Annotated in this window: 22 protein-coding genes and 1 pseudogene; 14 read left to right on the top strand and 9 right to left on the bottom strand. The window is 60.1% G+C overall.

All coding sequences use genetic code 11. From position 1 onward, the window contains the following. The first annotated feature begins 554 nt into the window (after positions 1–554). Positions 555–1,618, top strand: a pseudogene (locus tag L904_RS13670) (porin). 326 nt (positions 1,619–1,944) lie between these two features. Here L904_RS13670 and L904_RS13665 read toward each other — a convergent pair. After that, complete coding sequence (locus L904_RS13665) at positions 1,945–4,017, bottom strand: lytic transglycosylase domain-containing protein (RefSeq protein WP_035262688.1); 2,073 nt, start codon at positions 4,015–4,017, stop codon at positions 1,945–1,947. Between the two features lie 362 nt (positions 4,018–4,379). Here L904_RS13665 and dapA point away from each other — a divergent pair, with 362 nt between their 5' ends. Beyond that, positions 4,380–5,264 (top strand): 4-hydroxy-tetrahydrodipicolinate synthase, encoded by an 885-nt coding sequence (gene dapA / locus L904_RS13660; RefSeq protein WP_003524121.1) that lies wholly within the window; start codon positions 4,380–4,382, stop codon positions 5,262–5,264. A 161-nt stretch (positions 5,265–5,425) separates the two neighbouring features. Beyond that, positions 5,426–5,908 (top strand): SsrA-binding protein SmpB, encoded by a 483-nt coding sequence (smpB, locus tag L904_RS13655; RefSeq protein WP_003524122.1) that lies wholly within the window; start codon positions 5,426–5,428, stop codon positions 5,906–5,908. A 148-nt stretch (positions 5,909–6,056) separates the two neighbouring features. Here the strand turns inward: smpB and L904_RS13650 are convergent, their stop codons facing one another. Next, the gene (locus L904_RS13650; protein WP_035262683.1) at positions 6,057–7,556 is read right to left on the bottom strand and encodes a methyl-accepting chemotaxis protein; all 1,500 of its coding nucleotides are present in this window, start codon (positions 7,554–7,556) and stop codon (positions 6,057–6,059) included. Positions 7,557–7,774: 218 nt separating this feature from the next. Continuing rightward, positions 7,775–8,344, bottom strand: coding sequence for an NYN domain-containing protein (locus tag L904_RS13645; protein WP_003521125.1), 570 nt, complete (start codon positions 8,342–8,344; stop codon positions 7,775–7,777). 392 nt (positions 8,345–8,736) lie between these two features. Between L904_RS13645 and rpoZ the strand changes: the two genes are divergently transcribed. From rpoZ to recO, 11 genes are all read left to right on the top strand, one after another. Continuing rightward, positions 8,737–9,129, top strand: coding sequence for a DNA-directed RNA polymerase subunit omega (gene rpoZ, locus L904_RS13640; protein ID WP_035262680.1), 393 nt, complete (start codon positions 8,737–8,739; stop codon positions 9,127–9,129). A 132-nt stretch (positions 9,130–9,261) separates the two neighbouring features. Continuing rightward, on the top strand, positions 9,262–11,496 hold the full coding sequence (locus L904_RS13635; protein WP_003521127.1) for a bifunctional (p)ppGpp synthetase/guanosine-3',5'-bis(diphosphate) 3'-pyrophosphohydrolase: 2,235 nt from the start codon (positions 9,262–9,264) through the stop codon (positions 11,494–11,496). A 197-nt stretch (positions 11,497–11,693) separates the two neighbouring features. Continuing rightward, on the top strand, positions 11,694–11,840 hold the full coding sequence (locus tag L904_RS13630; RefSeq protein ID WP_003496944.1) for a hypothetical protein: 147 nt from the start codon (positions 11,694–11,696) through the stop codon (positions 11,838–11,840). A gap of 443 nt (positions 11,841–12,283) precedes the next feature. After that, on the top strand, positions 12,284–12,862 hold the full coding sequence (locus L904_RS13625; protein WP_035262677.1) for a DUF2062 domain-containing protein: 579 nt from the start codon (positions 12,284–12,286) through the stop codon (positions 12,860–12,862). Further along, complete coding sequence (gene acpS, locus L904_RS13620) at positions 12,859–13,263, top strand: holo-ACP synthase (RefSeq protein ID WP_003521129.1); 405 nt, start codon at positions 12,859–12,861, stop codon at positions 13,261–13,263. Before L904_RS13625 ends, acpS begins: the two co-directional genes overlap by 4 nt. 208 nt (positions 13,264–13,471) lie before the next feature. Further along, positions 13,472–14,218 (top strand): signal peptidase I, encoded by a 747-nt coding sequence (gene lepB / locus L904_RS13615; protein WP_003496938.1) that lies wholly within the window; start codon positions 13,472–13,474, stop codon positions 14,216–14,218. Next, the gene (gene rnc / locus L904_RS13610; protein WP_035218055.1) at positions 14,215–14,934 is read left to right on the top strand and encodes a ribonuclease III; all 720 of its coding nucleotides are present in this window, start codon (positions 14,215–14,217) and stop codon (positions 14,932–14,934) included. The genes lepB and rnc overlap by 4 nt, the downstream gene beginning before the upstream one ends. A 77-nt stretch (positions 14,935–15,011) precedes the next feature. After that, positions 15,012–15,962, top strand: coding sequence for a GTPase Era (era, locus tag L904_RS13605; RefSeq protein ID WP_035262674.1), 951 nt, complete (start codon positions 15,012–15,014; stop codon positions 15,960–15,962). Between the two features lie 260 nt (positions 15,963–16,222). Further along, complete coding sequence (locus tag L904_RS13600) at positions 16,223–16,975, top strand: Crp/Fnr family transcriptional regulator (RefSeq protein WP_035262671.1); 753 nt, start codon at positions 16,223–16,225, stop codon at positions 16,973–16,975. A gap of 138 nt (positions 16,976–17,113) precedes the next feature. Further along, a complete protein-coding gene (locus L904_RS13595) occupies positions 17,114–17,491 on the top strand; it encodes a response regulator (protein WP_035262668.1) in 378 nt (125 codons plus the stop codon). Positions 17,492–17,547: 56 nt separating this feature from the next. Beyond that, positions 17,548–18,312: a DNA repair protein RecO gene (gene recO / locus L904_RS13590; protein ID WP_035262666.1), complete on the top strand. Its 765-nt coding sequence runs from the start codon at positions 17,548–17,550 to the stop codon at positions 18,310–18,312. Here recO and L904_RS13585 read toward each other — a convergent pair whose 3' ends face one another. The 6 genes from L904_RS13585 to L904_RS13560 form a co-directional block, all read right to left on the bottom strand. Continuing rightward, entirely contained in the window at positions 18,313–19,527 is a 1,215-nt protein-coding gene (locus L904_RS13585; protein ID WP_003521135.1) for an MFS transporter, read from the bottom strand. Between the two features lie 153 nt (positions 19,528–19,680). Beyond that, the gene (locus L904_RS13580; RefSeq protein WP_035260323.1) at positions 19,681–20,187 is read right to left on the bottom strand and encodes a hypothetical protein; all 507 of its coding nucleotides are present in this window, start codon (positions 20,185–20,187) and stop codon (positions 19,681–19,683) included. Between the two features lie 73 nt (positions 20,188–20,260). Continuing rightward, positions 20,261–21,103 carry an MOSC domain-containing protein gene (locus L904_RS13575; RefSeq protein ID WP_035260326.1) on the bottom strand — a complete coding sequence of 281 codons (843 nt, stop codon included), beginning with the start codon at positions 21,101–21,103 and terminating at the stop codon, positions 20,261–20,263. 11 nt (positions 21,104–21,114) lie between these two features. After that, positions 21,115–21,759 (bottom strand): HD domain-containing protein, encoded by a 645-nt coding sequence (locus tag L904_RS13570; RefSeq protein WP_035260329.1) that lies wholly within the window; start codon positions 21,757–21,759, stop codon positions 21,115–21,117. Continuing rightward, positions 21,756–24,527, bottom strand: a complete 2,772-nt coding sequence (locus L904_RS13565) for a DUF2339 domain-containing protein (RefSeq protein ID WP_035260331.1) — start codon at positions 24,525–24,527, stop codon at positions 21,756–21,758. The genes L904_RS13570 and L904_RS13565 overlap by 4 nt, the downstream gene beginning before the upstream one ends. 264 nt (positions 24,528–24,791) lie before the next feature. Then, positions 24,792–26,351, bottom strand: a complete 1,560-nt coding sequence (locus L904_RS13560) for a VOC family protein (protein ID WP_059762575.1) — start codon at positions 26,349–26,351, stop codon at positions 24,792–24,794. Between the last annotated feature and the right edge of the window lie 199 nt (positions 26,352–26,550).

Here is a 26,550-nt window from a genome sequence, read left to right as displayed (position 1 = left end):
CTGGAGGAAATTCTCAGTGGCAGGTCACGGACATCGCGGCGGGTGGCGAGATCGTGGCGGCGTTCCGATTTCTGCAGCTTTATCCTCGGAACAGAGCGCTACACATGCCCATCGATTCGCTCGGTATCGGGAGCCTTGAGTCGTTTAAGTAATCCGAAGCTGTAGGCTTTTGCTTTTCGGTCAGTTTTTTTCTTGCAGAAGTAGGGCCATCTGCACATTGCAATCGTCTTTTGAACAATTTCCGGTGGCCTGATCGTGTCCAGATTCAGGTGATCTCGTGGGTTTTCTCACGGCGGATTTTTCGAGCCTCTTGTTAAGTGACTGAAAAGCATAAGTTATTAATGATTTTTTAACGAATGGGGTCCCGTCGGTTAGAATTGTAGCTATTTCGCAACAATGAAAAACTAAGGACACCTTACTGTCTTGCTTCTGTCACGATTGCGATTGCCTGAGCGACCGGTTTTAGCTCTAATCATCTCCATAAGCGGCACGCATTTCTGAAGTGCTTTCCCACCCGCTGCTTAGAAGATTAAGCGTTTGACTGGAGGTCAACCATGAACATCAAGAGCCTTCTCATCGGCTCCGCTGCAGCTCTCGCAGCAGTATCCGGCGCACAGGCCGCTGACGCTATCGTCGCTGCCGAGCCCGAGCCCCTGGAATATGTTCGCGTCTGCGACGCTTTCGGCACCGGCTTCTTCTACATCCCCGGCACCGAGACCTGCCTGAAGTTCGACGGTTACATCCGTTTCCAGACCGACTTCGGCCGCGACCAGTCCGGCACGTCTGACTGGAACTCGTTCACGCGCGCCCAGTTCAACATCGACACCCGCACCGACACCGAGCTCGGCGCTCTGCGCGGCTACATTGGTCTGCGTGGTCAGGCTAACAACGACTCCAGCCGTGGCGTCAACGTCGACCAGGCGTTCATCGAACTCGGCGGCCTGAAGGTCGGTTACATGTACACCTGGTGGGATGACGATCTCTCCGGCGAAACCGATATCCTGTCTTCGAACACCACCCGTGGCAACGCTCTGCGTTACACCTACGACGCGGTTCGTTCTACGCAGGTATCAGCGTTGAAGAACTGGATGCCGGCCGTGATGTTTCCAACATCTCCGCTGAAATCACAAAGGGCGGTTCGTTCGAAGGCCCGAACAACGTTGGCGTAAGCGGTATCATCGGCGCCAAGTTCGGTGCAGTCACTGCTAACCTGCTCGGCTCTTACGACACCGACCAGGAAAACGGCGCAATCCGCGCTATCGTGTATGCTGACATCGGTCCCGGCACCTTCGGCCTCTCCGGCGTTTGGGCTTCTGGCGCAAACTACTACTACGAAGAATCCGAATGGGCAGTTGCTGCTGAATACGCAATCAAGGCAACTGACAAGCTGACCATCACCCCTGCTGCTCAGTACCTCGGCACGATCGACATCGCTCCTGACAACGACTTCACTGGCGACCGCGATGCATGGCGCGCTGGTGTAACGGTTGACTACAAGATCACCCAGGGTCTGGATGCCAAGGTTGCTGTTAACTACCAGGACGTCGACGGCACCGATGGTGTTAACGGCGCTGGCGACAGCTGGACCGGTTTCGTTCGCCTTCAGCGCACGTTCTAATCTGATCTGACATTGTCAGTGATGGAAACCCCGGCAGAAATGCCGGGGTTTTTCTTTTGGAAGACTAGCTGGGACTATAGGTCGTCGGACACCGCGTCGGCTTTGAAGCATAGACCAGCCGGCCTCTTGCTTATCGGCAAATCTTCCCAAGCCGTCGGTGTCATTCCTGGGCTTGTCCCAGTGATCCAATCACGTCGCATGAAATCTAATGCAGCTGCTCGGGACAGGCTCGAGCATGATGCAAGGGAACTTTAGGCTTCGCAACGGTCTGGAGCGCTCGCCGGCCAGTGCTTGAATGCTCCGCTCGTCAGCCGGGGAATCCGGCTTTACCCCGCACGCCCATGGCGCAGGTCGTCAACGATATCGGCCTGTTGCCCGAGCCTCGTTTTGTAGACCTGATAATTCTCCATCACCCGCTGCACGTAATTGCGGGTTTCGGGGAAGGGGATGCGCTCGATCCAGTCGACCACCTCGTCGATCGGCTTGCCGCGCGGGTCGCCATAGCGGGCGATCCATTCCGGCACGCGCTTTGGCCCGGCATTATAGGCGATGAAGGTGAGGATGTAGGAGCCGCCGAAACTGTCGATCTGCTCACCGAGATAATGCGCGCCGAGCGTGGCGTTATAGCCGGCATCGGTGGTCAGCCGTGCCTGGGTGTAGGGCAGGCCATGGCGTCCGGCTACGCCCTTGGCGGTTCCGGGCAGCAGTTGCAGCAGGCCGCGCGCATTGGCGGCGGAGACCGCGGCCGGGTTGAAGGCGCTTTCCTGCCGCGCAATCGCGTAAGCAAGCGCCTTGCCGGAGCCGGCAATATTGGCGCTGGCGGGAATGACGCCGAGCGGATAGGCGAGTGCGGCCGCATCGATGCCGCGGCTGAAAGCCGTCTTGCCGATTTGCAGCGAGACCTGATGATTGCCGTTGCCCTCCGCCCTTGCCGCCAGAATGGCAAGCTCGCCGGGACTGTCGAGTTGTTCGGCCAGCGACCGGTAAAGGCTGTCGGCCCGCCAGCCGTAACCGGCGGCCTCCAGCCGGTCGATGGCGCGCACGGCTTCGCGGCCGGCGAAACGTTCGCGGTCGCCGCTGCTGGGGCTAGGATAGGTGACATTCAGTGTCTTGGCGCCGATTCGCGCGGCGGCGAGCTGACCGTAAAACGTGCCGGGATGAGCGGCGGCTTTGGTGAAGAAATCACGGGCATCCCCCGGTCCGCCCGCTTCCGCCGCCCGCCCGAGCCAATAATAGGCGCGCGACGCCGAAAGGGGCCGGTTCGAAGTCTGCAGCAGCGTGTTGAAGTGGCGCGAAGCCGTGGCCGGATCGCGCAGCGCTCTTAGCGCATACCAGCCGGCATGGAATTCCGCATCGGCGGTATCGACGGCGGAGGTGGCCGAATGATTGGCGACGATGCGATAGGCCTCGGCGAAATCGCCGAGATCGGCGACGCCGCGCGCAATGATGCGCCGCTCGTTCCACCATTCTCCCGGATTGACGAGCTTGGCCGTTTCCTTCGGCGCCTGCCGCAAAAGCACGGCGGCTTCGGAATATTTCTGCTGGTTGCGCAGGTTTTCCACCCGCGCGAAAAGATAGGCGGGGTCGCTGCGCCAGGAGGCGTCGACCTTGCCGAGCAGCGCAGTCGCAGTAGTGGATCGCTGCAGTACGGCCGCCCAGGCATTGTAAAGCGATTGCGCCTTGCCGAGATCGCCGAAACGCTTCGCCTGGCCGATGCGGCTGCGATACATCAGATAATCCATGCGCGCCTTGTGATCGGCGGGCGTCAGATAGGTGGGAAACTCGGCAAGAACACGGTCTTCCATGTCCTTGTCCATGCCTTCGCTCACCCAGAGCTGGCGAATTAGACGCTGCGATTCCGCACCCTTACCGGAGGAAGCGAGCGCCTTGGCGAGCACGACGCTGCCTTCTGCGGTTTCCGGCCGGCTATTGCCGAAGGCGGCAAGCACCTGCGACGCCGGCGGATCTTCGCGGTAAAGCGCTTTTTCGGAATTGGCGCGCAGGGTAGCGGCACCCGGCCAGCCGGAGAGCTCGCGCTGGGCGGCGGCGATTTCGGCCGAAGCCACGTCCTTCTGGCCGGAAACGGCGATTGCCCAGGTGAGGATATGGCGGTCGAGACTGCCGGTCGGCATGGTGTTGCGCAACGCAATCGCCCGGGCCGCATCGCGGCTGGAGAGCGCGTCGAGGCCGGCCTTCAACTGGCTTGTATCGTCGGGGCGGTCGAGTCGCGGTATGGCGCCGGTGATCTCGGGCGAGGCCGGCATGAAGGCCGGAACGGTCGGCGCATTCGGCTTGTCATAGGGAAGCGGCGCCGCACCTTCCGGCAGCGGCCCGGCCAATGCGTTCCAAACGGTTGCGGCAAGGCCCGCCGCCATCAATCCCCAGACTGTCTTTTTCATGCCGTTCTTCATCGTGTAACGGAGTTGCCGACTTTCTTGTAATATCATTTCATTGCAGCGGGATTGCCGAAAACGGTCTGATGTCCCACCTGGAAATCTTGGGATTTCAGGCTTAATGAAATGTTAATCGCCGCCCTGCAATTCAATCAACTTTTATTCACCGCCCTGCGAGCGGCGTCTCATTTCGACGCCTGCTTTTTATGCTTGCCGATTGCAGCCCGGAGACTGTCACACTTCCGACAATTTCGGACAAAATACCCTGCCTTTGCGCTTGTCGGCGCCAAGGGCTGGCACTAATGTGTGCCGGTTTTAACCATCGAATGCGGCCGAAGCATGAACCGGCTCGGCGCCAGGAGCTTTGCATGTTCAAGGGATCAATTCCCGCCCTCATTACCCCGTTCACGGACAATGGCGCCGTGGACGAACAGGCATTTGCCGCCCATGTGGAATGGCAGATCGCCGAAGGCAGCAACGGACTTGTGCCCGTGGGCACGACGGGGGAATCTCCAACCCTGTCCCACGACGAGCACAAACGTGTCGTCGAGCTGTGCATCGAGGTAGCGGCGAAACGGGTTCCGGTCATTGCGGGCGCTGGCTCCAACAATACCGATGAGGCGATCGAGCTTGCGCTGCACGCGCAGGAAGCCGGCGCGGATGCGCTGCTGGTGGTCACCCCCTATTACAACAAGCCGACCCAGAAGGGCCTGTTTGCCCATTTCTCCGCTGTCGCCGAAGCGGTGAAGCTGCCTATCGTCATCTACAATATCCCGCCGCGCTCGGTGGTGGATATGTCGCCGGAAACCATGGGTGCGCTGGTCAAGGCACACAGGAACATCGTCGGTGTGAAGGATGCGACGGGCAAGATCGACCGCGTTTCCGAACAGCGCATTTCCTGCGGCAAGGACTTCATCCAGCTTTCGGGCGAGGATGGCACGGCGCTCGGTTTCAACGCCCATGGCGGTGTCGGCTGCATTTCCGTCACCGCCAATGTCGCGCCGCGCCTCTGTTCGGAGTTCCAGGCGGCGATGCTCGCCGGCGATTATGCCAAGGCGCTGGATTATCAGGATCGCCTGATGCCGCTGCACAAGGCGATCTTCATGGAGCCCGGCGTCTGCGGCACCAAATATGCGTTGTCGAAGACGCGCGGTGGCAACCGCCGGGTCCGCTCGCCCTTGATGAGCACGCTGGAACCGGCGACGGAAGCGGCCATCGATGCGGCGCTGAAGCACGCCGGCCTGATGAACTGAGACAGGCCTGAAAGCGTTTAAGGCGCGCCATGAACCGCTTCGCAACAGAAGCCGTTCGGCGCGCCTTTTCTTTTCGCGGCGACAACATTAAATAGGGGTTCGAAAACCGCTCTCGGCGGTAAGCCGAAGGCGCAATAAGAAAAACAAGGAATTGAAATATCATGGCCCCCAAAGGCAGCCAGCGCGTGGTGAACAAGATCGTTGCGGAAAACCGCAAGGCTCGTTTCAACTACGAAATCATCGACACCTATGAGGCAGGGCTCGTGCTGACCGGCACCGAGGTCAAGTCGCTACGCGAAGGCAAGGCGAATATCGCCGAATCTTACGCCTCGGACGAGGGCGATGAAATCTGGCTCATCAATTCCCACCTGCCGGAATATCTGCAGGCCAACCGCTTCAACCACGAGCCGCGTCGCCGCCGCAAGCTGCTTTTGAGCAAGCGCGAGATCAACCGTCTGCGCGCCGGCATCAACCGTGAAGGCATGACGCTGGTACCCTTGAAGATCTATTTCAACGACAGGGGCCGCGCGAAGCTGGAGCTGGCGCTCGCCAAGGGCAAGAAGTTGCACGACAAGCGCGAGACGGAGAAGGAACGCGACTGGAACCGGCAGAAATCGCGGTTGCTGAAGGGTGGCAACGCGTAAAGCCTCCTCCCTCATTCCTGTGCTTGTCACAGGAATCCAGTCAGCCCAAGTCCTTGGGCTGAAAGGACTCTTTTCGCCACGCAGACGCGTGTCGGCTGGATTCCTGTGACAAGCACAGGAATGAGGAGAGGGAGGTGCCTGATGCCCCTCAAGCGGCCCGGTACGTCCGCTCCACATGCGCCTTCGTCGTCGAAACGCTGAACCGGCTGACAAGCGCCGCCAGATTGGCGCTGACATCGCTCAGATTATGCGTCGCCGCATTCGTCTCTTCCACCATGGCCGCATTCTTCTGGGTCAGGTTGTCCATGCTGTTGATGGCGGCATTGATTTCCTGAATGCCGACGGACTGTTCCTGCGCCGCCTTGGTCAGCGAGGCGATATGTTCCTGGATGTGATCCACCTTGTTGCCGATCGTATTCAAGGATTCGCCCGTCTTGTTGACCAGCGAAACACCCTGCATCACGTCTTCGGAAGACTTGGCGATCAGCGTCTTGATTTCTTTCGCGGCGGTGGCGGAGCGCTGTGCGAGTTCACGCACTTCCTGGGCGACGACGGCGAAACCCTTGCCGGCTTCGCCGGCGCGCGCGGCCTCGACGCCTGCATTCAGCGCCAGAAGGTTGGTCTGGAACGAAATCTCGTCGATGACGGAGATGATCTGGGTGATCTTCTGCGATGAGCCCTCGATGGCCCCCATCGCCTTCACCGCTTCCGTTACCACATCGCGCGAGCGCGCGGCTTCAACGGCCGAGCTTTCGACAATGGCCTTCGCCTCTTCGGAACGCTGCGCCGACAATTTGGAAATGGTGGTGATTTCCTCGACGGCGGCGGCGGTTTCCTCAAGGGCGGCGGCCTGCTGCTCCGTGCGGCGGGCCATGTCGTCGGTCGCGGAAGTCAGTTCGCGCGTATTGCCGGAAATCTTGTTCGCCTCTTCGACGATCTGCGCAAATGCGCCGGAGAGATTGCCGATCGCCGCGTTGAAATTGGCGACCAGCCCTTCGAATTGCGGTGCGGTCTTTTCGCCGATGCTGGAGGTGAGGTCGCCATTCGCCAGCCTGTCGAGGGCGCTGTTGAGCAGTGCGAGAACGTGCTCCTGTTCCTTCTTCATCTGCGCCTGTTCGGCTTCCACCTTCTGCCGCTCGGCGGCCAGCACGTCGAGATAGACGGAGATCGAATAATCCATGTCGAGAAGGGCGGCCTTGATGGTGGCCGACAAAGCGTCCTTCACCTTCTTGGCCTTCTTTTCCATGAAAAAGCCCTTCAACTCGGACTCGATCAGGGCCTTGACGATGCCGTCGAGCATCAGGGCATAACCGCCGATGTACCATCTCGGCTCCAGCCCCAGCCTCGCATGGGTGCGGCCGATGGCGGTTACGGCATCGGTATAATCCGCATTGAATGTGCCGGAGGCTATCCTTGCCCAGTGTTTGAGCTGCATGCCCTTGGCGTGCTGCACATGCGCGTCGTTGGCGAAGAATTTCGCCGTCTCCGGCACTGAGCGAACCTTCGCGTAAAAACGATCCAGAGACGCATCGAGAGAGCCGGTGATGACGCCCTTCATGTCTGAAAGATTTTGCCGCTGCTCGTGGCCGAGCCCCAGAAAATTCAGTCTTTCATCGAGCTGTCGGTCGGTTTTTGTCTGGCCATGCATGTCTAGTCATCCTGCTTTGACACCCAAATCACGTCGCTGGTGCCGTTGCGTGATTTAGACACGTCTAAAATTAACCAAGATATAATTTCGACTGGCCGGATTTGACGGTTGTTAATTCCAGGGGGAATTTTTGCCCTGCCGACAGGGTGTCAAACAAAAACGCGCCCGTCTTTGCGACGGGCGCGTTTCTGAAATATCAAGCGATGCGAAAGCCGGGATCAGATCGTTTCCGGGCTTTCGGCGTGCCGGGCAGGGCGCTCGTTCGGGTCGCGCCCGATCTCGGCCTTCAGCGTCATCAGATCGATGAAGTGATCGGCCTGGCGACGCAGGTCATCGGCGATCATGGCGGGCTGCGTGGCCATGGTGGAAACCACGGAAACCTTGCGGCCCTTGCGCTGCAGCGCGTCCACCAGCGTGGTGAAATCGCCGTCGCCGGAAAAGAGCACCAGATGATCCACCGTCTCGGACTGTTCCATGGCATCGACTGCCAGTTCGATATCCATGTTGCCCTTGATCTTGCGGCGGCCGAGAGCGTCGGTGAATTCCTTCGCCGGCTTCGTCACGACCTTGTAGCCGTTATAATCCAGCCAGTCGATCAGCGGGCGGATCGAGGAATATTCCTGATCCTCGATGAGCGCGGTGTAATAATAGGCGCGCAGCAGGTATCCACGCTTTTGAAACGCCTTCAGGAGCTTGCGGTAGTCGATATCGAATCCCAGGCTTTTCGATGCTGCATAAAGATTGGCTCCGTCTATGAAGAGCGCAATTTTCTCCCGTGGATCGAACATTCCATCCCATTCCTTTTTTTGGAAAGGCCATTATCTGGCTTTTATATCCGGTCGATAACGCAAAAAAACATGTCGTATCAACGAGCTTTGCGTATCGCCGTTGCGTTTTAAGTAAGCTACCTTCCCCCTTATTCCAAGACAATTCTTCTAGACATTTTGTTCATCAGACGCCAAAGGTGGGCAATAAGGTGCCAAAAGACGCCAAAGACAGGAAAAACTTGAATTCCGCGGCCAATGGCTGTATCGGAAGCTGGAAAGCATCGTCGCGAGAAATCTTGAATGTTTTTCGCAAGGCACGAAGCGCAGATTCAATAGGTTAGAGCAACCCTTGTGCACCCCGAACATCGCACGGCGCTCTGATCCACGACATTACGACCCGCAAAGGACAGGCAATGGCCCGCGTCACAGTTGAAGATTGCATTGATAAAGTAGACAACCGTTTCGAGCTGGTGCTTCTCGCCAGCCACCGTGCGCGCCAGATTTCTCAAGGGTCCTCCATCACGGTTGACCGCGACAACGACAAGAACCCGGTTGTGGCGCTGCGCGAAATCGCCGACGAGACGCTGTCTCCCGACGATCTGAAGGAAGACCTGATCCATTCGCTGCAGAAGCACGTGGAAGTGGACGAGCCCGAGCCCGATCCGGTCACGCTCGCCGCCTCCGCCATTGCCGATGGCGAAGAAGACGACCAGCCGGAAACCGTTACTTTCGACCAGATGTCGGAAGAAGAACTGCTGGCCGGTATCGAAGGCCTTGTGCCGCCGGAAAAAAATGACGACTATTGATAGGATTTTATGATGCCTTTGGCAGGCGGCGGTTACCGTCTGTCAATAGTTGCCGTCATAATCTGATCCTTATTGATGCAGCATTGTGCGCCGACCCTCAGGTTGGCGCGCTTTCTTTTTGTGGAATATCGCATGATGCGGCAATACGAACTCGTTGAGCGGGTTCAAAAATATAAACCGGATGCGAATGAGGCCCTGCTGAACAAGGCCTATGTTTACGCCATGCAGAAACATGGCCAGCAGAAGCGGGCCAATGGCGACCCCTATATCTCGCATCCGCTGGAAGTTGCCGCGATCCTTACCGAAATGCATCTCGACGAATCGACCATCGCGGTGGCGTTGCTGCACGATACGATCGAGGACACCACCGCCACCCGCGCCGAAATCGATGAGTTGTTCGGCGAGGATATCGGCCGGCTGGTGGAGGGGCTGACCAAGCTCAAGAAGCTCGATCTCGTTACCCGCAAGGCCAAGCAGGCCGAAAACCTGCGCAAGCTGCTGCTTGCCATTTCCGACGATGTGCGCGTTCTGCTGGTGAAGCTCGCCGACCGCCTGCACAACATGCGTACCATGGAATATATGCCGGCCGACAAGCGCAGCCGCATTTCCGAAGAAACCATGGAAATCTATGCGCCGCTCGCCGGCCGCATGGGCATGCAGGACATGCGAGATGAGCTGGAGGACCTGTCCTTCCGTTATCTCAACCCGGAAGCCTACGAGACGGTGACCAACCGCCTTCAGGAACTGGAAACGCGCAATGAAGGACTGATCAAGAAGATCGAGGACGAGTTGCGCGAGCTTCTGGTGGCGAATGGTCTGATCGGGGCCAACGTCAAAGGGCGTCAGAAGAAGCCCTATTCGGTGTTCCGCAAGATGCAGTCGAAGTCGCTCTCCTTCGAGCAGCTTTCCGATGTCTACGGGTTCCGCATTCTGGTGGACGACATTCCCTCCTGCTACCGGGCGCTGGGCATCGTCCACACCCGCTGGCGCGTGGTGCCGGGCCGCTTCAAGGATTACATCTCCACGCCGAAGCAGAACGACTATCGCTCCATCCACACCACCATCGTTGGCCCATCGCGCCAGCGTATCGAGCTGCAGATCCGCACCAAGCGCATGCATGAGATCGCCGAATTCGGCATCGCCGCCCATGCGCTTTACAAGGATGGCGAAAACGGGGAGGGCGATCTGCTCTCGCCAGAATCGAACGCCTATTCCTGGCTGCGCCACACCATCGAATCGCTGGCCGAAGGCGACAGCCCGGAAGAATTCCTCGAGCACACCAAGCTCGAACTCTTCCAGGATCAGGTGTTCTGCTTCACGCCGAAGGGTAAGCTGATTGCCCTGCCGCGCGGCGCAACGCCCATCGATTTCGCCTATGCGGTGCACACCAATATCGGCGACACCACCGTCGGCGCGAAGATCAACGGCCGGATCATGCCGCTCGTCACCCGCCTGAACAACGGCGACGAGGTGGAGATTATCCGTTCCGGCGTGCAGGTGCCGCCGGCCGCATGGGAAGAGGTGGTGGTGACGGGCAAGGCCCGCTCGGCCATCCGCCGCGCCACCCGCATGGCCATCCGCAAGCAATATTCCGGTCTCGGTTATCGCATTCTGGAACGCACCTTCGAGCGCGCCGGCAAGGCTTTCTCGCGGGAAGCGCTGAAGCCCGTGCTGCATCGCCTGGCGCAGAAGGATGTCGAAGACGCCATCGCCGCCGTCGGTCGCGGTGAGGTCTCCTCGCTCGATGTGCTGCGGGCGGTCTATCCGGATTATCAGGACGAGCGCGTCACGGTGAAGATGACCGGCGACGACGGCTGGTTCAACATGCGCAGCGCCTCCGGCATGGTCTTCAAGATCCCCGGCAAGTCGCGCTCGGTTCTCGAGGACGACGGTGCGGCCGAGATGCTGGACGGACCGGACCCGCTGCCCATCCGTGGTCTCTCCGGCAATGTCGACGTGCATTTCGGTGCGGCCGGCGCCGTTCCGGGTGACCGCATCGTCGGCATCATGGAAAAAGGCAAGGGCATCACCATCTATCCCATTCAGGCGCCGGCGCTGCAACGCTTCGACGATGAACCGGAGCGGTGGATCGATGTGCGCTGGGATCTCGATGAGGCGAACAAGTCGCGCTTCATGGCGCGGGTGATGATCAATGCGCTGAACGAGCCGGGCACGCTCGCCTCCGTGGCGCAGTCCATCGCCACGCTGGATGTCAATATTCGCGGCCTCAACATGGTCCGCATCGGCACGGATTTCTCCGAGCTGGCGCTGGATGTCGAAGTCTGGGATCTCAGGCAGCTGAACCAGCTTCTGTCGCAGCTCAAGGATCTCGATTGCGTCTCGACCGTGACGCGTGCCTTCGATTGAGGCATTTTTGATCCTTCGCGAATACTAAAAGGCCGCTGTTATGCGTTTTGTGCATGGCAGCGGCCTTTTCCTGTCTCTGGTGGTGGAGGCGGTTTGCAACTATTTTCTTCTCAGAAATTGAAGAGAAGGAAACGCGGCGTGCCGGTGGATGAACACCGATGAGAAACGCCAGTTCCAAACCGAAAGGACCGAAAATCATGTTTACTCCGCTTCGCAAGATCGCCCGCGCCGTTCGTGGCAAGACCACCCAGGAACGCGAATTCGAATATCTCAGCGGCTCGGTATCGAATGTCGACCTGGAATTCCGCCAGCGCGAAATCGACCGCGGCCTGTTCCGCCGGTAATGCACTCAGCGCATGGCAGCCCATCGCCATGCGTATGAGACTCGGAGGGTGCATGGTCGTTGTTGGCACGCTCGCCCCTGTATCCTGCAAAACTATGTGAATGCGCGCTTCAAGCGGGCGTCCACCGGTGCTCGGTCTAAATGACAGGACACTTTGCTTTTGAAGCGAAGTTGAAGGCGAGAGGGTGCGTATTTCCCCGACGTCATCCTTGGGCTTGTCCCAAGGATCTAATCACGTCGAATTAAATCAATCGGTTGCAGATCCTCGGGACAAGCCCGAGGATGACGTCAGAGTGTCCGGCAAGGTTCGTACTCATCTGGTGAAGCCGCGCGGCATTGCCGCCAGCTCAAGGCCGAAATGACGGAAGAAATACGCCTGCAAAAGATCTCCGTGCCGTCTATGATGCTCTTGGCGCGGCCGGGGCGATGAAATAGACTGCCCCCATGCCGTTTCGCCGCCGTGAACCCGTTGGTTTTTCAGAGAAGATTCGCGACCTCTTCTGGCCGCGCACGGGTTTTTCCCGTTCGTTGCGCTATATGAAGCTGCGCCTTCTGCGGCTTTCCGCCTCTCCGCATTCGGTTGCCGCCGGTGTCGCTCTCGGTGTCGGCGTGGCGTGGACGCCGTTTCTCGGCGTTCATATCATCATCGCCATGGCGCTCGGTTTTCTCATGCGCGTCAATCTCGTGGCGGCGGCGCTCGGCACCACCTTTGCCAATCCACTGACATTTCCCTTCATCTGGGCATCCACCTGGGAGCTGGGGCACTTCATCCTCGGCCGGCAGAAGACGGAAAGCGCTGCGCATGTGGATTTCGTGGCGCTGTTCAGCCATCTAGAATTCCGGCAGATATGGACGCCGGTGCTGGAGCCCATGACCATCGGCGCGCTGCTTCCTGCCGTTATCAGCGCGGTCATCGCCTATATCGCCGTCTATGGTCTCATCAGCGGTTTCCAGCGCCGCAAGATGGAAAATCTCGCGCATCGCGCCGCCAACAAGAATGCTTCTCTGGAGATGTTGAAATGATCATTGGATTGGGTAGCGACCTGATCGACATCCGCCGCGTTGAAAAATCGATCGAACGTTTCGGCGAGCGCTTCACTCATCGCTGTTTCACCGATATCGAGCGCGCCAAATCCGATGGCCGCAAGAACCGCGCCGCTTCCTATGCCAAGCGTTTCGCCGCCAAGGAAGCCTGTTCCAAGGCGCTGGGGACCGGCCTTGCGAACGGCGTTTTCTGGAAGGATATGGGCGTCGTCAATCTGCCGGGCGGCAAGCCGACCATGGTGTTGACCAATGGGGCAGGGGAAAGGCTGGCGGCGCTGCTGCCTGCCGGCCACCGCGCCAATATTCACCTGACGATCACGGACGATTTTCCTTACGCTCAGGCATTTGTGATTATCGAGGCGCTTCCCGTGAACGGGTAAGACCCGGTGAAGCCGCATTGGCGTCCTATTTGCGGACGTGTCACAGAAGCGCTTCCCTTCGGGCTGGAAAGGTTCTAGAGAAGTCGCAGAAATATGAAAGCGTTGCCGGCTGCGTGAAACCGCTTCACCCGCCGCAGGCGCGACAAACAACGGCCCGGAAGCCTTCGTGAAGCCGAAGAAGCTGGGAAACAATCAGGCAGGTCTTTAAGTGTCGGAAAAAGCTGAAAAGAAGCAGAACGCCCTCTGGGAGAACGTCAAGGTCATCATTCAGGCGCTGCTGCTGGCCATGGTCATCCGCACCGTGCTGTTTCAGCCCTTCACCATCCCCTCCGGCTCGATGATGCCGACGCTTCTGGTCGGCGACTATCTTTTCGTCAACAAGTTCTCCTACGGCTATTCGAAATATTCGCTGCCCTTTTCGCCGAACCTGTTTTCGGGCCGCATTCTCGAATTCAGCAAGCCGAAGCGCGGCGATGTCGTGGTCTTCCGCCTGCCGCCCAATCCTGAGGTCGATTATATCAAGCGTCTCGTCGGCTTGCCCGGTGACCGTATCCAGGTGACGAACGGCGTGCTGTTCATCAACGGCCAGCCGGTGCCGAAGCAGCCCGATGGCACCTTCACCTCCGATTACCGCGCCGATCCGGGCGCTAACGTGCCTGTCTTCCGCGAAACGCTGGATAATGGCGTCACCTACGACACGCTCGATCAATCGCCCGACTCGCGCGGCGACAACACCCGCGAATTCGTGGTGCCGGAAGGCCATTATTTCATGATGGGCGACAATCGCGACAATTCGCTCGATAGCCGTTTCGATGTCGGTTTCGTACCGGAAGAAAACCTGATCGGCCGCGCCAGCGTTATCTTCTTCTCGCTGGGCAATGACACGCCGTTCAGCCGCATTTGGGAATGGCCGGCCAACATGCGTTGGGACCGCCTCTTCAAGGTTGTGGAATGAGCAAGACCAAGCCGCTTTCGGCGGACGAGATTTCCCGTCTGGAAGCGTTGATCGGATATGAGTTCAAGGAAAAGGCCCGGCTCGACCGGGCCTTGACCCATGCCAGCGCCCGCTCGGCGGCGGCCGGCAATTACGAGCGGCTGGAATTTCTTGGCGACCGTGTTCTCGGTCTCTGCGTCGCCGAATTGCTGTTCTCCACCTTCCGCAACGCCACCGAAGGCGAGCTTTCGGTTCGTCTGAACCAGCTCGTCAGCGCCGAATCCTGCGCCGCGATCGGCGACGAGATGGGCCTGCATAATTTCATCCGCACCGGCTCGGATGTGAAGAAGCTGACCGGCAAGGCGATGCTGAACGTCCGCGCCGATGTGGTCGAAAGCCTGATCGCCACCATCTATCTGGATGGCGGGCTGGAAGCATCGCGCAAATTCATTCTGAAATACTGGCAGGGCCGCGCCACCAGCGTGGATGCCGGGCGGCGCGACGCCAAGACCGAGTTGCAGGAATGGGCGCATGCCAGATTTGCGACCACGCCCTCTTACCGGGTTGACGATCGCTCCGGACCGGATCACGATCCCCGCTTTACGGTGACTGTCGAAATTCCCGGCGTGAAGCCGGAAACCGGCGTCGAGCGCTCCAAGCGCGCGGCCGAGCAGGTGGCGGCAACAAGATTGCTGGAACGCGAAGGCGTCTGGCAGAAGACCTCCACCCGGAACTGAGCGCCCGGCGAACCGGGTGCTGAACATCGAGCGCATGGCGGACCCTTTGGCCGCATGTTGAATACCTCTGACCTTGAATGGATATCATGACCGATCACGAAAACCCCGCCATGACTGGCGAAGATGCAACCCTTCCGACCCGCTCCGGCTTTGTCGCCCTCATCGGCCCCACAAATGCCGGCAAGTCGACGCTGGTGAACCGTCTGGTGGGCGCCAAGGTTTCGATCGTCAGCCACAAGGTGCAGACGACGCGCGCTGTGATGCGCGGCATCGCCATTCACGACAATGCCCAGATCGTTTTCATGGACACGCCCGGCATCTTCAAGCCGCGCCGCCGGCTGGACCGCGCCATGGTCACCTCCGCCTGGGGCGGCGCGAAGGACGCAGACCTCATCCTGCTGCTGATCGACAGCGAACGCGGCCTGAAGGGCGATGCGGAAACCATCCTCGAAGGTCTGAAGGATGTTCCGCAGAAGAAAATCCTCTGCCTCAACAAGATCGATCAGGTAAAGCGCGAAGACCTGCTGAAGCTCGCCGCCGCCGCCAATGAGACGGTCGCCTTCGACCGCACCTTCATGATCTCGGCGACCAACGGTTCGGGCTGCGAGGACCTGATGAACTATCTGGCTGCCGAGCTGCCGGAAGGCCCGTGGTATTATCCGGAAGACCAGATTTCCGATCTGCCGATGCGCCAGCTCGCCGCCGAAATCACCCGCGAAAAACTGTTCCTGCGCTTGCATCAGGAGCTTCCCTACGCCTCACACGTCGAAACCGAAAAGTGGGAAGAACGCAAGGACGGCTCCGTGCGCATCGAGCAGGTGATCTATGTCGAGCGCGACAGCCAGAAGAAGATCGCGCTCGGCAAGAACGGCGATGCGATCAAGGCCATCTCCACCGCCTCGCGCAAGGAGCTGTCGGAAATCCTCGAGCAGCCGGTGCATCTCTTCCTGTTCGTCAAGGTGCGCGAGAACTGGGGCGACGACCCCGAGCGCTTCCGTGAAATGGGACTGGAGTTCCCGCGGGGCTAGTTACCAGGCATCCTACCTCATCCCTGTGCCTGTCACAGGGATCCAGCCAACCCAAGTCCTTGGGCTGGAAAGACTCTCTCGCCGCGCAGACGCGCGTCGGCTGGATTCCTGTGATGAGCACAGGAATGAGGGAGAGTGGGGGAAACGGAGCGACGCACAAAGCACGAACTGAATATCTTCACTCACCATCGGGAACCGAATACGTTCGGGCGGGTTGTTCCAAAACAATTGGGCGCAACCTTTTTCGATGACGGATATTCATGTCGCCAAAAAAACCGAACGGAATTTCCACCACCCCGTGCCAGCAATGTCCCCTGCGCGACCTGCCGCATTTCCGGGATTTTTCCTCTTCCGAACTGGATTTCGTCTCGCGTTTCAAGACGGGGGAACTTGCGGTGGAAAGCGGCTCCGTCATCCTGATGGAAGGCTCGCACAGCGCCCATCTTTACACCGTTTTGCAGGGCTGGGCTTTTCGTTACAAGACGCTGGAGGACGGCCGGCGGCAAATCCTCAACTATGTCATGCCCGGCGATCTCGTCGGTCTTCAGGGCACGGTGATGGGGGAAATGCAGCATTCGGTGGAAGCGCTGTCGCCGGTGACGCTCTGCGTCTTCGAGCGGTCCCGCCTCAACAACCTCTTCACCGATCATCCGACGCTTGCCTATGACCTGACCTGGATCGCGGCGAGCGAGGAACGCATGCTCGACAGTCACCTCCTCAGCATCGGCCGCCGCACCGCGCTGGAACGCGCCGCCTATCTGATCGCGTTTCTTTACCGCAAGGCGAAAGCGGTCAATCTCATTCCCGGCGAAACACCGATCCCGGTCACCCAGCAACACGTTGCAGATACGCTTGGCCTGTCCATCGTTCACACCAACAAGACCTTGAGAAAGCTCGTCGATCGCGGTCTCATCCGCTGGACGGACAAGGGCTGTCTGGTGCTGGACGATGCCGGTTTGACGAACGTGGCGGGCTGGGAAAGCGATGAAAAGCGTCAAAGACCCTTCATCTGATCTTCCTTTGACATGTCTTTTTTAAATGACGGTGGAGCCGTAATTTGCGACTCCTGTCGTGATATCTCACGGGAGAATCATGTCGGAGACCGCAGCTTCGAGCCGTGCGGTCGTCTTTTTTTGGGAAGAAGAAAACATATGGTGCCACAACGGGTTATCATCGTTGAGGATGAATATCTGGTGGCGCTCGATGTCGAAGCGGTTCTCCAGTCCATGGGGGTGGAATCCGTCGCCATCGCCACCACGCTTGCGCAGGCGAGGCAGGCCGTCGAAGAGGATGGCGCCGATTGCGTGCTTCTCGATGTCAGCCTCACCGACGGCAAGAGCTACGATTTCGCGCGCGGGCTGCGCGATGCGGGCATTCCCTTCGGTTTCGTCAGCGGTTATGGCGACACGACGGGTTTTCCGGAAGATCTCATGCACGCGCCGTTGCTCGGCAAACCCTTCGGGGAAAACGAAATTATCGATTTCGTTCTCAACCTCGTCGGCGCGGTCGACGATGCCGTAAAAGAATAACGTTTTGCCGCCAGATCGGGTATGATCGGGCCTGAATCGAAATTCGGACGCGTTTCATGCAGTGGCAGGAAGAGGCAATCATTCTCGGCGTCAAACGCCATGGCGAGACGAGTGTCATCGCCGAGGTGATGACCCCTTCGCGTGGCCGCCATCTGGGGCTGGTGCGTTCTGGCCGTTCCCGCAGCATGCAGCCTGTGCTACAGGCGGGCAACCGGGTAGATGTCATCTGGCGGGCGCGCCTTCACGATCATCTGGGTGAATTCCGCATCGAGCCGCTGCAATTGCGCGCTGCGCAGTTGATGGAAACGGCGACCGCCGTTTATGGCGTGCAGGCCATGGGCGCTCTGCTCAGGCTTCTGCCGGAGCGCGATCCGCACCCGCATCTCTATCAGGCGCTGGATATCATTCTCGACAATCTGCATGACCCCGTCGATGCCGGGGAATTATTCGTGCGCTTCGAACTGGCGGTGCTGAACGAACTCGGTTTCGGGCTCGATCTTACCGCATGCGCGGCGACGGGGCTGCGCACCGACCTCATCTATGTATCTCCGAAAACGGGCAGGGCGGTTTGCCGCACGGCAGGTGCGCCCTATGCGGAGCGGATGCTTTCGCTTCCGGCTTTCTTGAGCGAAGGCCAGTCGAAGGCCGCCGATCCTGACAGTCTTGCGGCTGCTTTCCGCCTCACCGCTCATTTCCTCAACCGGCATGTCTACGATCCGCGTGGCCTCAACGAAAACGCCGCCCGCGACGGTTTCGTGCAGGCGGCGCTGAAGGCGCTTGAGCGCAGGGCGATGCCGCCCACCCTCGATAAGGCTGTCTGACTAGGCCATTGCAGGCCGCGGAGCCGGTCGCTCCTGAATGGGCCAATGCACGATGGCTGCGAAAATCCCCATGCCGACGCCCAGCCACCAGACGAGATCATAGGAACCCAGCCTGTCGTAAAGGAAGCCGCCGAGCCAGACGCCGAGGAACGAGCCGATCTGGTGCGACAGGAACACGACGCCGCCGAGCATGCCGAGATGGCGCGTGCCGAACATGATCGCCACCAGCGCATTGGTCGGCGGTACGGTGGAAAGCCAGAGGATGCCCATGACGGCGGCGAAGATGATGACCGAAAGCGGCGATTGCGGCAGAAGCAGGAAAGCGGTGACTGCAACCGAACGGGCGAGATAGATATAGGCCAGCAGATAGGGCTTAGAATAACGCTGGGCGATGACGCCGGCGGCAAGCGACCCGATGATGTTGAAGAAGCCGATCAGCGCCATGGCGATGACGGCGTAGCGCGGTTCGATGCCGATATCGCCGAGATAGGCCGGGAAATGCGCGGTGATGAAGGCCACCTGAAAACCGCAGACGAAAAAGCCCGTGGTCAAAAGCAGGTAGCTTTTATGGCCGAGCGCTTCTTTCAGCGCTTCGCCCGCCGTCTGCTGGAACTGCGCCTGCGACTGGCTGCCGGAAGAGGAATTGCCGCGCATCGGAAAGGCGAGCAGCGGCACGAGCATCATCATCACGGCAAGCCAGACGAGGCTGTCCGACCAGCCATAGGTGGAAATCAGGCCCTGGCTGATCGGCGCGAACAGGAACATGCCGGCCGAGCCCGCCGCGGTGCCGATGCCGAAGGCGAGCGAACGCTGCTGCGGCGTGACATGACGCGCAAAGGCCGAAAGGATGACGCTGAAGGAGCCGGCGGCAATGCCGAGCCCGACGAGAACGCCGCCGCCGAAATGCAGCCAGAAGGGTGAGGTGCCGAAGGACATGCAGATGAGGCCGGCGGCATAAAGCAGGCCGGAAAGCACGAGTACGCGGCCCGTGCCGTATTTATCGGCGATGGCGCCGAAGAAGGGCTGGCCGAGCCCCCAGAAGAGGTTCTGCAGGGCCATGGCGAGGCCGAAAGTGGAGCGGTCCCAGCCGGTATCGGCGAGCATCGGCAGCTGGAAAAAGCCCATGGCCGACCGGGGGCCGAAGGTCATGACCGCGATCAGCGACCCGGCGGCGATAATCAGCCAGGGCATGGTCTGGCGTGTGGCTTGCGACATGAATATTCCCCCATCGCGGTGCCTCACCCCCAAAAAAGAGTGGCATGGCTTGCCGCGGATTCCGCTACGATGGGATGAATATTATCTTTTGTCAGCCGGTCCCACTAGCGACTTTTCTTGACGGCCACTATTCATGGGATTGATAAGACGCTGTCAGCGCATCTTGCCTATCAGAGCCTCGTTTTTGCCGAGAATATCCTCAACGCTCTGCTGCCGCTGCTGAATATCGCCCAGGAGCGAGTCTGATTTGTCTATCGACGAGCTCAGATTCTTCTGGATTTGAAGCCAATTTATCTTTGGCGTAAAGGAATTATCCGACCCGGCGGCAGGCGTGCTGGCAAATGTTTGCACCACGGTGTTGAGTGCCGCCAGCCCCTGTTTCACTTCCTCGATGGCTTGCGTTTGCTTGGCTACGGTCGTCGCCAGTTCAATATTGGCCTTCTGGCTATTGGTCAAAATCTCCAATCCGTCCCTATTGACCTTCATGCTGGTGATGAAGGGCAGAGCGGTAAAAACGGCGCCGACAAGAGCAAGCAGGAGCCCATGTGTTTTGCCGCCGGAAAAGAAGCACAGAAGCAAACCCGACACGCACATCAATATACCTATCGTTGCTACGACGGATATATGATTATTTGAAATGACATTGAAAAAATCGACCATGGAACATCTCCTGAAAATAAACCCATGATTGATTTTTGTTATTCGAAAATCAACTTAAAACTACAGTCTCCAACTAACGCCGCTTGATCGCCCAGCCTTCCGGCCTTTCCTCGATCACCTTCGCCATATCGCCAACCGACAGCCTGCCTTCGCCGCGCGGCGTCACGTTCCAGCCGAACAGCGGGCCGGGCACGCGCCGGTCTCCGGACATGCGGATACGGCCCATGGCTTTCATGGGGGAGGGCACATCGCGGGAGCCGGTCGTCTGGTCCTGCGTGGTCATGATGCAGCGGGCGCAGGGTTTGACCAGATCGAAACGAATGCCGCCGATCTCGATGGCCGCCCAGCGGTCCTCGGCCCATGGCTCGTCCGTATCAAGCACGATATTGGGCCGGAAGCGTTCCATGCCGACCGCGTCCTCACCATTGGCGCGCATATTGTCGTTCAGCGCGGCAAGCGAAGCGGTGGTGGTGACGAGGATCTGGTAACCGTCCGCAAAGGTGACGGGCGTTTCGTTGCCGGTCCATTCGAGGCTTGCAATGCGTTTCGAGGCGTCGTCGAAGAATACCAGCTTCACCTCGCGCCCCAGCCATGCCGAGAGCGTATCGTTGGTCTCGTCATCGGCGATATTGGCGCTGACGATCGATTTCCACACCGCCACATCCATGCGCTCCCCGGAAGGTCTTGCGAGAACCTCGCCATTCGCTTCTCGCGAAAGCACCATGCCGCCATCCTCATGCCGGGCCAGAACCGTGGCGATGGCCGGCAATTCGCGCTGGGTGATGAAATGACCGGTGGGATCGATGAGCATGGCGCGACGGTCGCCCGGCAGGCCTTCGGCCGAAACAGTGCTTTCGGAGAGGGGAATGCCGCGCGCGCTTTTCAGCGGATAGATGTTGAGTTCGGTCACACGCATCTCGGGTCTCCTCAAATCTCGTCGAGAAACAGGTCCAGCACCTGTTTCAGCCGCTCATGGCGGGCCTTGGCCATCTGCCGGCCCGTCTCGGTGCGAAAGCCGTCGGCCAGCTTGAACAGCTTGGTTTCGAAATGGTCGATGGCAAAGGCGCGGTCGTCAAGCGGCCGCTCCTTCGCCAGCGGGTCGGCCGGGTCGTAAAGCGCCGAGCCCATGCGTCCGGCAATATAAAAGCAGCGCGCCGCCCCCACCATGCCGATGGCGTCCAGCCGGTCGGCATCCTGAAGGATTTTCGCCTCCAGCGTCTGCGGCTCGATATTGGCGGAAAAGCTGTGGGTGGTGATGGCATGGGCGGCGGCGTCGATATCCTGCCGTTGCCAGCCGAGAGACCCGAGAATGCCCGAGGCTTTTTCCGCCGCAAGCCGTGAGGCCTGCGCGCGGAGCGGCGAATTCTTCTCCACCGCCACGCAATCATGCAACAGCACGCTGGCGGCCAGCACGGTGCCATCGCCGCCTTCGCCCGCATGGATGCGCATGGCATTGCGGAAGACGCGGTGAATATGGGCAAGATCATGCGAGCCGTCGCCCGTATCGGCGGCGTGCGGTATCAAATCCTGCGCAAGCGCCGCAAAGGGCGCGAAAGCCTCGGCCGCGATCATGCCTGCGGCTTCCGGGTGAGGATTTTCTGGTAGAACAGGCCGATGCCGATCAGCACCGCGCCGAGACCGATGAAGGACAGCGCCCTGAGCACGCCTTCGAGATTGCTCATGTCGATCAGGAAGGCCTTGGCGACAGAGATCAGCACGAAGGCGGCCGATGCAAGACGCAGGCTGCGGGCATTGAAGCGCGAGCCGAGCACGAGCAGCAAGACGCCGATCAGCAGCCAGACCACCGAATAGCTATAGGTCTCTCCCTGCAGGAAGCCCTTCCAGTCGGCGATGTTCTCGCCCTGCCAGAAGCGGCGCACCGAAAGCGTGGCCCAGGCAAAGCCGAGTGCGGCACCGGCCACCGCCAGCATGCTGACATAGGGCGGCGGACGTTTTCCGCGCGCATAATAGGCAAGACCGCCATAGGCGAGCGCCGGCAACAGGTAGCCGATCAGCAGCAGGTTGAGGAACGGGATGCCGCCGGTATTTTCGCCGGTGAAATAGGGGTTGAGCGTGAAGAAATGCATGGTCAGCACGTTGATGACGGCAATCACGCCGGCAATCATCGAGCCGTAACGGAAGACAGGGCTGGGGCTCTTCAGGTCCAGCGTCATCAAGACGCCCGAGAAGCCGATGGTCAGCAGCGTGTAGATCGACTGTTCGCCAAGCGTCGGCACGCTGTCATCCAGCGTGCCGCCATTCATCGCGTGGCGGATGAGGATGGCGACGGCGAGAAGGCCCATGACGCTGGCGATCGCCTGCAGGAAGTTCTTCGCCCTGACCCCCGGCCAGTCGCGCAGCAGCCATGCCGAGGCGACGGCCAGCAGGGCGGGAATGCCGTAACCCGGCAGAAGCGCGTTGAAGACCGGCGTGAGCCCAAGATTTTGCGGCCCGACAATGGTGGGTTCCCAGGCGATGCGACCGAGAACGGCAACGCTTGCCACCGCCATCACCCATGGCAGCACATCCCAGTTGCGGTAACGTGTCGCGAGCACGTAAACGAAACCGATGACGGAGAGCAGCATGGTCGTCGCGAGCCCCTCCGTCAGCGTGTGCAGGCAAAGCGCGAAGGCGGCGAAGGAGCCGAGCACGAGGATGTTCAGCGGCTTGCGATAGGCCTCGTCGTTCTGCCGGTGCAGCCACTCGGCGCCTGCAAGCAACACCAGCCCGAGGCCAAGGCCATAGGCGGCGTGCAGCCAGTCGCGGCCGAGATTGCCGTATTCGACAAAGCTTGCGGTGGCGAGCCAGACGGGGAAAAGTGCTGCGATACCGGCCCAGAGCTGGCCGAAATCCGCATCGTCAGCGCCCTTGCGTTTCAGGAAGGAGAAGGCGCAGAGCACGAAGACGGCTCCGAGGCCGAGCGCCATGGCGATTTCCGCCGTGTAGCCGACCGATACGGGCGGAAGGGACACGGACGTATCGTTGATGAGGCCGATAAAATCGATGCCCTGCCGCGACATCAGCGACACGGCAGCCTGCGCACCGAGCGCTGCGATAATGGCGGGCCAGACCGCATAGTGGCGGGCGGCGCCAAGGGCCGCAAGGGCGGCGACGAGCGCTGAAACGATGAGCGCCGGATGGGTGTCGATACCGCCATCGGCAAAGAGGAAACCGATGGCCGGCAGGATCACGGCCATCGACACGGTGAGATTGAGGGCGAGCGACGGGCGCAGCAGAAGCCGCATGGCGCGGATGGCGCGCCGCTCGGGAGCGGCGGTTTCGCCGGCCTCGGCAGACGGCGTGTCGAATGTCTTGCCCGGCCAGAGGAATATGGTTCCCGCCAGCATGACGAGCAGGGCAAGCGTTGGCGGTTCGGCGCGGATCGTTTCGGAAAAGCCGATATAGCCGAGCGCCCAGAGGCCGAGGCCGGCATTGGCGAGAGAGGGAACCACGGTCCAGCCCTGCCTGCGCGCCGCGGCCGCCGTTGCCAGCCAGGAGATGGTGAGGAACACGAAGAGCGCCCAGATATTCGGCGTTTCGGTGGAAATCAGCGCCGGCGTCAGCATCGAACCGAGAAGGCCTAGACCGGCCAGCGCCTGCCCGTGCAGCAGCGAAAGCCCGATGGTGGCGAAGGCGACCAGCCCAAGCAGGCCAAAAGCCATGCCGGGGCCGATATAGCCATAAATGCCATAGGCGGCGTAAACGACGCCGAACAGCGTCAAGGCGCCGGCCGCCGTCAGCACGCCCGGTATCATGGCGTTGGAATAGGTGGCGGCGATGCCCGGCACCGCCTTGCGGCGGACAGCCTCGCCGGCAAGCCCGAGGACGAGGCCGAAAATGGCGGCGAGCGACAGCCTGACCGCCGGGCTGAGCAGCCCCGATTCGATCGAATATTTGACGAGGAAAATACCGCCAAGCGCCAGCGCCAGCCCGCCGGCCCAGACGGCCCAACGCGCGCCGAGCAGGCTTTCGAAGCTTTCCTTCGTTGCCGGTGCGGATGCCGTATCGCTCGCAGGAGCGGAAGGTGCTTCCTCGCGGACGGCGTCTTCCGCCTGCGCCATGGCGGCGGCTTGCTGGGGTTCGGAGGCGTATTCAGCCTGGAAGGCTGCGTCTTCCGCAGGCGTCCTGCTTTCCCCTTCCGTCTCGAAATCCGGTTTTGCCGTGGATTCCGCGCTCTTCGCCTGCGCCGCCACAGGCGACGTCACGCCCGCAGCCATCAGCCGCTTGAGACTGAGAACTTCCCGTTCCAGCGACTTGATTCGACTTGAATTGCGGATGCTCGCGACAAGCGTGTAGATGAAGGCCGCGACGAGGGCGAGGATAAACAGCGGGATTTCCAAACGGACTCTCCAATTACGAAGCTGTTTTTAAAGCCCTTTTGGTGAATTTATGCAAGGCCCGGTTGATGACGGATGCGGCTGGCGAGGGAGTAAGCCGCTTGTTTCTTCTCCTCGCCGGGGAGAAGTCCGCGGCAGCGGGATGAGGGGGCAAGCTCTCAGTTTATTGCTGACGTCGCTCCCTCGTCCGACCCTTCGGGCCACCTTTTCCCCGACGGGGAGAAGAAATTGGCGGCACCGGCTCGGCTCATGCGTATCGCTCGAAAATCAGGAAACATCCGCCAGCCAGCGCCGCGCCGCTTCGATATCGGCAAGCCCGAGCTCATGCCCGTCTTCGACCGTTTCCATCTCGGCTCTTGCACCGCTCGCCGCCAGCCGGCCCTGCAACTCTTGTGCCCTGTCGAGATATTTGTCGCGCTCTCCCGCCACAAGCAGGACATTGCGGCCGGAAAGATCGGTCTGCGGCCATGTTTCCAGAACCGGCATCGGGCGATAGAGCAGGGCGTCTCCGGCAAGTTCCGGATAAAGCGCGGCAAAGGCCGTGTAAAAATTTGCGCCATTGGAATGGCCGATAAACCGCAGTTTCGAACGGTCGAGACCATAGGACCGTATCGCCCCCTCGACGAAGGCGGCGAATGCTTCCGTTTCCGAGGCGATATCCTTCTGGTCGAAGCTGAAATCGGGATTGCGGCGGAACCAGCGGGCGATGTCTTCTTCCGTGCTGCGGCCGCGTACGCCGAGAAGCGTGGCGCGCGGCGCTGCCCGGTGCGCCAGCGGCATCAGGCTCGTTTCGCTGCCGCCGGAACCGTGCAGCAGGATGATGGTGCTGCCGTCAGGCTCCTCGGGCGTATAGAAACGGTGCACGAAGGGCAGGTCGCGATAGACGATGCGCTCTTCGCCCGGCATTGCAAATTGCGGCAGGGCGACACGCACATCCGCCTCATCCTTCATAAAGAGCGGTGGGATGAACAGTTTTTCCCCGAGCGATTCCAACGGTTCGTCCACGGTCATGCCCGGCCCGTCGGTTGCCATTTCGATCAGCACGCCGCCCGGTTCGCGGACATAGAGCGAGTGGAAATATTTGCGGTCATGGGCATTGGTGGTGCTGGAATTCAGCGATTTCAGCCCGGTATGAACCGCGTTCAGCTCATCCATGTCCTTTGCACGGAAGGCGATATGATCGACGGTGCCGGTGCCCGGCGCGCTCGACCAGAAGCCGGTGGCGTCGCGCACATCGATAATGTCGCCGCTGTCGGAAACGAGCCGGCGGATTGCGCCTGCCTGGCTTTCCTGCCGGTAACCGAAATGTTTCTCCAGAAACGCCACGGTTTCTTCCGGCACTTCGCTTAGCACCGTCGCGCCATAGATGCGGCGAATGGCGTCCTCCGCGGAAATATCGTCCGTCACATGCGGCGTGGCATCGGCAAAGGCGTGGGTGCCGACCAGCTTGACGATCAGGCCGTCAGGATCCTTCAGCCGGATGACCGGAGCGCCGAACTCATCGGAGGGGCCTTCCGCCCGGATGCCGAATTTCAGCGCCCGCGTCAGCCAGAAGCCGATGGCGGCGGGATCGATGGCCACGGAAATCTCCAGCGTCTGGCCGTAACCGACACGGCCCTGGCCGCCATCTTCCCAGACGAGAAATGTCAGAAGGGAGCCGGGCGAGGCGATATCGTCGCCATAAAGCAGGTGAAGCTGCATGGCGTCTTCGAAGCCGGCCGTGCGTTTGGCAAGCCTCAGGCCCAGAAAGCCGGCGTAAAAATCCACATTCGCCTGCACCTTCCGGGTAATCATGGTGATGTGGTGTATGCCCAGTGCAGAATTCATCTTGCCGTCCCGCTGTTTCGCCTGCTGTTCGTGGCCCTATTTGTCGCACGCTGCCCCTGATCCGCAACCCCGGCAAATGAGAACGCTGTGTTCTCTGCGTGAACGATCCCGCTTTCGCTTCGTTGCATGCGCGATGGGCAAAATGCCGGCTTTTTGCCTGCCTTGTGCGTGTTTGTGCATATAAAATAAGCATACAAAA

The sequence above is a fragment of the Agrobacterium sp. LY4 genome (assembly GCF_001526585.1).
Classification (GTDB): Bacteria; Pseudomonadota; Alphaproteobacteria; order Rhizobiales; family Rhizobiaceae; genus Agrobacterium; species Agrobacterium leguminum.
Note: the sequence above shows the minus strand (reverse complement) of the source record. Positions and strands in the feature narration are given on the sequence as shown.

Excerpts from the sequence above, each read along its gene's own strand:
- L904_RS13630 (WP_003496944.1), top strand. The coding sequence starts at position 11,694 with ATGTTTACTCCGCTTCGCAAGATCGCCCGCGCCGTTCGTGGCAAGACC.
- smpB (WP_003524122.1), top strand. The coding sequence starts at position 5,426 with ATGGCCCCCAAAGGCAGCCAGCGCGTGGTGAACAAGATCGTTGCGGAA.
- L904_RS13585 (WP_003521135.1), bottom strand. The coding sequence starts at position 19,527 with ATGTCGCAAGCCACACGCCAGACCATGCCCTGGCTGATTATCGCCGCC.
- L904_RS13600 (WP_035262671.1), top strand. The coding sequence starts at position 16,223 with ATGTCGCCAAAAAAACCGAACGGAATTTCCACCACCCCGTGCCAGCAA.
- acpS (WP_003521129.1), top strand. The coding sequence starts at position 12,859 with ATGATCATTGGATTGGGTAGCGACCTGATCGACATCCGCCGCGTTGAA.
- L904_RS13665 (WP_035262688.1), bottom strand. The coding sequence starts at position 4,017 with ATGAAAAAGACAGTCTGGGGATTGATGGCGGCGGGCCTTGCCGCAACC.
- L904_RS13575 (WP_035260326.1), bottom strand. The coding sequence starts at position 21,103 with ATGCGTGTGACCGAACTCAACATCTATCCGCTGAAAAGCGCGCGCGGC.
- L904_RS13595 (WP_035262668.1), top strand. The coding sequence starts at position 17,114 with ATGGTGCCACAACGGGTTATCATCGTTGAGGATGAATATCTGGTGGCG.
- L904_RS13580 (WP_035260323.1), bottom strand. The coding sequence starts at position 20,187 with ATGGTCGATTTTTTCAATGTCATTTCAAATAATCATATATCCGTCGTA.
- L904_RS13570 (WP_035260329.1), bottom strand. The coding sequence starts at position 21,759 with ATGATCGCGGCCGAGGCTTTCGCGCCCTTTGCGGCGCTTGCGCAGGAT.
- L904_RS13650 (WP_035262683.1), bottom strand. The coding sequence starts at position 7,556 with ATGCATGGCCAGACAAAAACCGACCGACAGCTCGATGAAAGACTGAAT.
- dapA (WP_003524121.1), top strand. The coding sequence starts at position 4,380 with ATGTTCAAGGGATCAATTCCCGCCCTCATTACCCCGTTCACGGACAAT.
- rnc (WP_035218055.1), top strand. The coding sequence starts at position 14,215 with ATGAGCAAGACCAAGCCGCTTTCGGCGGACGAGATTTCCCGTCTGGAA.
- era (WP_035262674.1), top strand. The coding sequence starts at position 15,012 with ATGGATATCATGACCGATCACGAAAACCCCGCCATGACTGGCGAAGAT.
- rpoZ (WP_035262680.1), top strand. The coding sequence starts at position 8,737 with ATGGCCCGCGTCACAGTTGAAGATTGCATTGATAAAGTAGACAACCGT.
- L904_RS13560 (WP_059762575.1), bottom strand. The coding sequence starts at position 26,351 with ATGAATTCTGCACTGGGCATACACCACATCACCATGATTACCCGGAAG.
- recO (WP_035262666.1), top strand. The coding sequence starts at position 17,548 with ATGCAGTGGCAGGAAGAGGCAATCATTCTCGGCGTCAAACGCCATGGC.
- L904_RS13635 (WP_003521127.1), top strand. The coding sequence starts at position 9,262 with ATGATGCGGCAATACGAACTCGTTGAGCGGGTTCAAAAATATAAACCG.
- L904_RS13645 (WP_003521125.1), bottom strand. The coding sequence starts at position 8,344 with ATGTTCGATCCACGGGAGAAAATTGCGCTCTTCATAGACGGAGCCAAT.
- L904_RS13625 (WP_035262677.1), top strand. The coding sequence starts at position 12,284 with ATGCCGTTTCGCCGCCGTGAACCCGTTGGTTTTTCAGAGAAGATTCGC.